Source organism: Thiobacillus denitrificans (genome assembly GCF_001530125.1).
Taxonomy (GTDB): Bacteria; Pseudomonadota; Gammaproteobacteria; order Burkholderiales; family Thiobacillaceae; genus Thiobacillus; species Thiobacillus denitrificans_C.
This window is the reverse complement of sequence record NZ_LDUG01000051.1, coordinates 1-8,129: the sequence shown is the minus strand read 5'-3', so window position 1 is coordinate 8,129 and position 8,129 is coordinate 1. Positions and strand designations below refer to the sequence as shown.

The 8,129-nt window shown below is 60.3% G+C and carries 5 protein-coding genes; 3 read left to right on the top strand and 2 right to left on the bottom strand.

From position 1 onward, the window contains the following. Positions 1-351 precede the first annotated feature (351 nt). The 3 genes from ABW22_RS18465 to ABW22_RS15090 all read left to right on the top strand — a co-directional run bounded on the left by ABW22_RS18465 (position 352) and on the right by ABW22_RS15090 (position 2,948). A complete protein-coding gene (locus tag ABW22_RS18465; RefSeq protein WP_059758700.1) occupies positions 352-987 on the top strand; it encodes a DUF6988 family protein in 636 nt (211 codons plus the stop codon). A gap of 77 nt (positions 988-1,064) precedes the next feature. Continuing rightward, entirely contained in the window at positions 1,065-2,327 is a 1,263-nt protein-coding gene (locus ABW22_RS15095) for a hypothetical protein (protein WP_059758697.1), read from the top strand. Between the two features lie 165 nt (positions 2,328-2,492). Further along, entirely contained in the window at positions 2,493-2,948 is a 456-nt protein-coding gene (locus tag ABW22_RS15090) for an ankyrin repeat domain-containing protein (RefSeq protein WP_059758694.1), read from the top strand. A 310-nt stretch (positions 2,949-3,258) separates the two neighbouring features. On the opposite strand, the gene ABW22_RS15085 is transcribed toward ABW22_RS15090, so the two are convergent. Next, positions 3,259-7,233, bottom strand: a complete 3,975-nt coding sequence (locus ABW22_RS15085) for a DUF1631 family protein (RefSeq protein WP_162264495.1) — start codon at positions 7,231-7,233, stop codon at positions 3,259-3,261. Between the two features lie 87 nt (positions 7,234-7,320). Beyond that, positions 7,321-8,129: lysophospholipid acyltransferase family protein (locus ABW22_RS15080; protein ID WP_162264494.1), on the bottom strand; the 809-nt coding region annotated here is incomplete at its 5' end.

Sequence of the window (8,129 nt, the reverse complement as noted above, 5' to 3'; positions counted from 1 at the left end):
ACGGTGCCTTCCAGAAATCCTTGCAAATCCGCCAAGGTCTTCAATTGTTCGTCGTTCATACCGATCACCATGCTCCGCATATTGATCGATCCCGGCCACCTGCTCAGACTCAAACCCCGTTGGATTCACACCCCTCGCTCAGACTCAAACCCCATTGGACAATGCTCCTCGTAGTTGAGGAGAAAAATTCGGAGCATAATCCGAAAGCTCTTCGTCTCCTTTTGCATAACGTTATAAAAAGATAGTCTGCCAACATCCATATAAGAATCAGGACGATAGACCGCGAAAATGCCTGTCTTTTTATTAAAAAACGTCCGGACCCATGGGTCTCTCTATTAACTGTCAGGCACCATGAATTCGCCGATAGATCTTCCCCAAGCACTTAACGAGTCTGATGCGATCGCGGGGGAACTTCTCTCCCTCATCGATCTTCCTCTATGCAACGATTCGACCCGAGTTGCAGTCGCCGACATTGCCTGTTCGCTAGCGCTCGAGCATTGGCACGCCGTGAGACTTCTTATCCGCAGCGGTCTTCTGCCGTCGGCCCTTGTAGTGCACAGATCGCAGTTCGAAGCAATCCTCCGTTCGGTTTGGCTAACTTATGCGGCCACAGACTCAGACGTCTCAAAGCTGACAGCGAACCTTGATCTAGATTCCGAGCAAGCGGCCAAGAACATTTCGCAGGCTCAACACATGATGGAGGCGCTTGCGAAATCTGGACCGGAGGAAGCATACGCAGCGCTCGCTCGGTTCAAGGACAACTCTTGGAAAGCACTTAATTCGTATGCACATGCCGGTATCCACCCGCTTCGGCGCCACGCGGAAGGCTACCCGGCGGTACTCGCGCATAGTGTTCTGTGCAATGCTAATGGGCTGGCAATGCTGTCTGGCATGCAAGCGGTCGTCCTCAGCGGCGCACAATCATTACAGCGAGAGGTACTCAATCTTGGAGTCCGGCATTCTTCCTGCATGCCCCCGCCTCTATGAGAGCCTAACTCCTCATTCAAGCGGGACGCGCTAAAGTCCGCCCCTTAATTCAAACGTTTGGCATCTTAGGAGAGACCGTGGGCCCCATTGCGCTCTTCGACAAATCATTTCTACAGTCGCTAACGGTCGATGAGTCGGTGTGGTTCGACCATTTCTTTCTTCCCGTCGTTTCTCCGTTGTTCTTTGTAGAAACACTTGCGGACCTTGCAAAGCAGCGCAAGGACGGGGCGCGCACCCCCGAGGAGGAAGTTCGTGTAATTGCGGACAAGACCCCCGTTCTATCTGGCGCCCCTTGTGTCCATCACGCACAGCTTTGTATCGCAAACCTTCTTGGTCATGAAGCACCTCACCTTGGTCAAATTCCAGTGGCAGGTGGGCGCCCAGTACGCGGTGCTGACGGTAAACCGGGTGTTGTCTTTGAGAATTCGCCAGAAGCTGAGGCATTTGCGCGGTGGCAACGTAGTCAGTTTCACGAGATTGAGCACGGCGTCGCTTCCAGTTGGAGAGCGATGCTCACCCAACTAAACCTACCGGAGGTCGCTCACCGCATGCGCGCCTTGGGCATCACGCCGCAGACTTGCCGCACCGTCAAACAAGCGTATGGAATTGCTGCGTCCCTTGTCCATTCTCGCTACGAGCCTGAACAACAGATCGGCTTGCTCTTCTCGTTTGTACAAGTTCCACAGCATCTACAGGCGGCGATCATTTACCGATGGTCACAGGCAGGATTCCCGCCGCTCGCCGGATACGCCAGTTACGCCGCGCATGTATTGATGGTCGAGATTTTTTTTCAGATCGCGCTTGCAGCCAATCTCATCTCGTCAGAGCGACCATCCAATCGCGTTGACATCGCATACCTCTTCTACTTGCCGTTCTGTCACATCTTTGTTTCTGGCGACAAACTGCACAAACTCTGTGCCCCAGAGTTTCTACAGAAAGAGCAAGACTTTGTTTGGGCGCCAGAACTTAAAGGCGACTTGGCTCGAATTAACCGAGAGTTAATGGCAACGTCCGAACTGGAGCGCCAGATGGGCCTGCACAAGCTCGCTCCACGTCCGCCCGGCAACACATCGCACCTGACTGTCGCCCTTTGGCAGAAGCACGCTCCCGGCTCAGGAGAAGCGGATGTGGACATGACGCCCATGTCGCCTGAAGCCGAACGAAAGTTGATTGATCATCTGAAATCGTTCACGAAGGCGCCAACCGATCCGGAAGTCGCGGGCATTCCAAGCGACGAGCTGCAAAGTATCTCCATTGAAAGGTTGGTGCCAGCAAGAAAGGGCAGCTGGTGGCTCATCCCAAAGAAGGTTGCAGATGCTGAGGGACGAGAAGATGCCTAACCCTTTCATCGAGTGGACATGCTAGGGTAGTCGTCACAACAGTCAGATTGTTCGCCCAATGCTACTGGAATAGACCTCGGGCATGTGACCCTACCGAAAAAAGAGCAGGACTGTGCATGACCTTGCTAACTAGCCAAAACAAATATCTAAATTGGAGGAGGATTGATGAGTTCGACAGAGCTGCTTGACAGGTTTATTGACACCACGCTTATTGGACTTGGTACCGTATTGTTAGTCGGCATACCACTTTACTTGTTGACGCTCGCTGTCGCCTACCTTCTCAGAAGATCGTTAAATCGGGTGGAGGCACAAGACAGAGCACAGATCGGCTCAAATGGTTACACCAGCCTCATGCATTGCTCTTATTTCGGAAAGATTCTGGAAGTAAAGAATGCACTTGCCAACGGAGAGGACGTTAACCAGATTGACAATATGGGGAATACACCACTGCACTACGCTTGCGGCCAGAAGAAACTCCCGAATCGAGAAATGGTCATTTTTCTTCTTGCCTCTGGCGCCAATCGCGAAGCAAAAAACAACAAAGGAAAAAATCCCCTCGGTTTGTTGAAAAACAAGAACGATAAAGAGCTCATCCGGCTGCTGACTGCGCCCGCACGGTGAGGGCAAGGGATTTATGAGTGCGTGTGCGGGTTGGGTCAGGTGCCGTCCTTCGCGACTAACGAAAGCGGCCATTCAGGCGACGTACTCACTAAACGTCGGCAACCTGCGCGACACCGGTCATTCAGCTGGGGCGACGCCACCGGCCGCAATGGCCGACCAACTGCCCCACAATTGATCTCAGCATCAGTCTGCTATGTGCCACAGAGCAGAATTCGGTTCTTCGCTGACCGCCAATGGCAGAAACGGGTCGAAGCCGAAGTTCGACAACGCCGCTAACAAGCGGCATTTTTTCTGGCCGCGCCTCCCCCGCCTAAGCCGCCTGTTCAACCATGAGTTGGTCGAGGCGACAGGGCTTGTGGATGGCGTAGCCCTGGGCATAGTCGACGCCGATTTCGCGCAGCGCATCCAGCAGCATGGGCGATTCCACGTACTCGGCCACGGTGCGCAGTCCCAGCGAATGGCCGATGTCATTCATCGACTTGACCATGGCGTAGTCGCCGGGGTTCTGCAGCATGTCCTTGATGAAACTGCCGTCGATCTTGAGGGTATCGGTGCACAGATTCTTCAGGTGGGCGTAGGAAGTGAAGCCGCTGCCGAAATCGTCCAGCGAGAATTTGCAGCCATAGCGACGGATTTCCCGGATGAAATCCTGCGCGGCGCCGTAACTTTCGATGGCGGCGCTTTCGGTGATCTCGAAGATGATTTTGTCGGTGGGGAAGTCGCTGCCCGGCAGCGTTTTCTGCAGATAACGCATCACCTCGGGGTTGCTGAGCGAGGTGGCGGAAAGATTGATGGCGAAACCGCCCACGGACGCAAAGTTCGACCGGTTGGCCGCGATCCACTCGAACACGTTGCGTATCACCCAGATATCCACTTCATGGGCACGCTGCAGGCGCTCGACTGCGGGGATGAAGTGCTCCGGACTGATCTGCAGCCCGTCCTTGCTTTCGATACCCAGCAGAACCTCGTAATAAGGCAGCAGGGATGTGCCCGCGCCGATGGGCATCACTTGCTGGCAGCGCAGATGCAGACCGCCTTCATTGAGGAAGCCGTCGAGGCGCCCTGCCCAGTCCATCAGCGATTCCTGGGACTGCAGCTGTTGGCTGGCCTGTTCGTATATCTGCATCCGGTTGCGGCCCTGTGATTTTGCCGTGATACAGGCCGAGTCGGCGCGCCGGATGGCTTCTATGGCGCTGAACCGATCCGCCGCAAATTCGCTGATGCCGATATTGAAGCCGATACTGTAGCTGTGTTGCTCATGCTGGAAATGGTAGTCCTTCACATGGTCGAGCAGCTTATCGACGGCCGGGCATCCCTCTGCCCGGTTGCAGTTGGGCAGCAGAATCGCCAGGGTATCGTCGCGGAGCGCGGCCAGGACGGCGTCGGGTCCGATTTGCGCACGCACTTCGCTGGCCAGACCGCGCGCCAGTTCTTCCGCCGCTTCCACGCCGCAGCTGTTGTAGACCATGCGGAACTGGTCGAACTCGATGATGCCGACGGCGTGCGCCTTGTCCATCTGCTCCGGCAGCGCCAGCTGGTTCAGGCGCTGCATGAAACCCTTGCGATTGAGCAGGCCGGTCACCGGGTCGTGTATGGCCTGTTGCAACAGGCCATGATAAGTCTCGTCGAACAGGGCATGTTCCGAACGCTCGATCAGCGGCAGGTCGAGATCCTTGCCCGGTTTGGCGACACCGCTCTGGATCTGCCGGGAAAGTTCGGCCAAGGTGAGTTCAGTCTTGCATGTGGCGGAGCGGTTGGCAAAAGCACAATTCGATGGCGGCTGACTGATCCAGATGAACTGCATCGGCACCCGGCTGCCTTCCAGGCTGAAATCCCACCAGTCGCCCACTCGCAGGCGATCGGCCAGCTGGCGATGCGCGGTCTGGGCATTGTCTCCTTCGCCGTGCAGCGCGGCCAGTCTGCCGGGCGGCACCCGGATCATCGCGGCGCCTGCGGCAGAAGGAGCCGATGCATCGGCCAGCCTGTCACCCAGTTCGTCGATGAACGCAGCCAGCGGTTTGGCATCCACATTGACCGTCGCCAGCGTGCGCTCGATTTCGTTCAGCAATGCCTGCGCCGCCTCTACCGTCCGCGATACGTTCGCATCGGGGTCTAGCCAGGTGAACAGCCGGTCCAGCACCGCCATGCCGACATCCCAGGCTTCGCCCTGTGCCCCCTCGCGCATTTCCAACAGCACGAGGTACTGGCGCCAGCCCGCATCCAGCAGGCGCAGCAGCATGGCGGGCACCTCGAGCCCTGCCAGACGCTGTTCCAGCGCTGCATTGACCCGGGTGCGGGCGGTGCGGATGCGCGCCCGGCCCTCGCTGGCCTCCTGCAGGCGCGCGACACGCGTTCTGCGGATCTGCAGGATCGGCAGCAGCACCTTCTCGAGGCTGTCGCGAACCGCCTCGAAAATGCCGGGGTCGTCGTCGGCCCGGCTGCAGACGCGGTCCACCAGCAGGTAGAGGAAGCGTTGCAGCTTGGCATCGAAAATCCTGCCCTGGTCGTCCGCCGCCACGGCGTATTGCTCGACCAGGTCGAGCACCTGGCGGGCGGGATGGTCGGGCAGGTTGGGGAAGTTCGCGTCTTGCAACGCCAGTTTGAGCAATGGACGCTCCAGCCGCTTCACCAGCGACTCCACGTCCGAACCGGGTACGAAATCCGCCCGCGCCCGGGCGAACAGGTTCGAAGTCGTATCCAGAATCTGCCGGTGGCCCGGCGCAAGGCGTCTTGCTTCCCCGGCGAGAGCGATGCGCGCATCGATCTGCTCGGTCAATGGCGGCAGCATTGGGCTGCCTGGCGTTGCCTGGTTCGCCAGCGGCAAGCCGTCCAGGGCGGCCAGCAGGTCCCGCAGGCTGGCCTCGGGAAGGGCTGCCCCGCTGCCCCCCTGCGCGCCGGAAAGCTGCGGCACTCGGCGACCGTCCAGCTGCCGGGCGGTCTGCTGCAGGCTGTTCACCACTTGCAGAACCTCGGGCCGCACGGCAGCTGGGTGCGCCAGCTGATATCCTTCCCGAGAATGGGATTGCGCCGCCGCGGTACCCGACATGTCGCCCGCTGCGCGCTGCCGGGATTGGTTGAGGGTGGCCAGGATGCGGTCCAGGCTGTATTCGGTGCTTTCCGGAGTCTGGGCAATGCCGGCCTGATCCTGCTGGTACAGGCTGTTCAGGGTGTCGGCGATTTCGGCCAGATCGGTTCTGGCCTTGTCGCTTTCAGCGGAGGGGGCTCCGCTCCCGACGGCTGGCGGAGGCGCGGATGTCGGCCCCGACTTGCCACCGACGGCTTCTGGCGGCTCGACCGGCTGCAGGGAAGCCAGGGTCTGGCTGAGCTGTCGGTAAAGCGCCGGGGCATGGAGCGATACCGCCTGCCCGAGCGCCCTGTAGAGAACCGCCCGCATGGGATTGGAAAAATCCAGTCCCTGAATGACGTCCTCCTGGAAGGTGCGGCAGATGGCTTCCGGGCCAAATGGGTTGTTCTTCCTGTCGACGGGCATGCCGACCAGCCGGCTATAGCGCTGCTCGAACGCATAGAGCAGCGGCACGATGTCATCCTCGATCTGCTTGATGACCGCCGACATATTCAGCCAGTCCTCGAATTCGCCCTCGTCGACGAGGGCGAGCTTGTTTGCTGCCGGCGCCTCACTGGATGCTTCCGTCGGTCCGATATGCTGGATGCGGTCGCGCATGGCATTGTAGAAATCATCCTTGATCCGGCTGCGGCGCTGCATCAGTTCCTGGGCGCCATAGTCGTAGCGGGATCGCTCCAGGAAGCTCAACTCGTCCTGCCCTGCTTCATTCAGGCACTCCACAGCGCGCTGAAAAAAATCCTGCAGCACCGCATCGAGAAAACTGTGAAACAGGCTGGTGCACGCCAGTTGCAGCGCCTGGGCCTGTTGCGGGGTCGAATCAGACCCGGTGCGGGCGGAATCAGACCTGGCCAGGCGTTCGCTCGCTGTGCGCAAGGCCTGCAGGGTGCCCGCCGGCATGACGGCGACAAAGATGCCCACGCCGCCGGGGGAAACATGCGCGACCCGGCCGTTCAGCCGGAACACGCTGGCGCCGTCCACCGCAAACGCCACCTGCACGCGGGTGCCCATCAGGGCGGGGATGGCCGCATCCGGCGTCTTCCCTTCCACGAAAGCCATATACAAGCCGTTGGGGCAGTAGTCGCGGATTTCGGCAAGAATGGCCTCACCCTCGCTAAAACGGACACGCGCGGTCTGCAAGGTTGCCTGCCGCGCGTGACGCCGCTGTTGCTTGCCGTCTGCTCCGGAAGGGGGAGATGTCATGTTGTTCTGATAGGGCATTTTTATTAATAAGCCATGGCTTGCGCCAATATGCAAGCATTCGCTGCAATCAACCAGGCAGACGCCGCCTCAGCCGGCCGCGTCGGGCTCCCCCAGCTGCGCCAGGATCTGGCGGCGCGCGAGGTCGCGCAATTGCAATGCGGCTTGCCAGGGATCGCCTTCTGCCGACTTCGGCGCGTCGATGTTCACTTCGAGCGCGCTGTAATGCGGCCGCCATGACTCGCCGCGCAGCAGCGTGCGCGTGCCCTTCAGGGTGACCGGCAGCACCGGCACGCCGGACCGCGCGGCGAGCATGAACGCCCCCATGCGGAACGGCAGCAGGCCGGGGTCGCTGCGGAAGGTACCTTCGGCAAAGAACACCATCGACTCGCCGGCGCGCACCCGTTCCTCCAGCGCTTGCGTGTCCTCGGCGCCACGCGCGCTGTCGAAGCGTTCGACGAACGCGCTACCGAGCCGCCGCAAGGGAATGGCGGCGAGCGGTTTCTGCAGCAGTTCCTGCTTGGCCACGTAGGTGAAACGCGGCGGCAGCACGGCGGTGAGGATCAGCGCATCCAGGAAGCTGGCATGGTTGGCCACCACGATCAGCGGGTCGTCCAGGCCGGCAAGGTGCTGCAGGCCCGTCAGCCGCGGCCTCAGCCCGGTCAACGTTAGGGCCAGCCGCGCACATGCCCGGGCGATGCGCCGGCGCAGGCCGAGGGCGGGCGCCGCCGCGATCAGCAGCCAGGCCAGCGGCACGATGAGCAGATAGACCGCCCATGCCCAGGCCGCCCACGCCGTATCGGCCGCACGCCCGAGCCGGCGGCGGGCCTGGGCGACGGCCCCGGCGCCGGCCAGGCGCAGCCACTGCTGCCAGGGCGGGCGCGGCGCGCCGAGCAGTT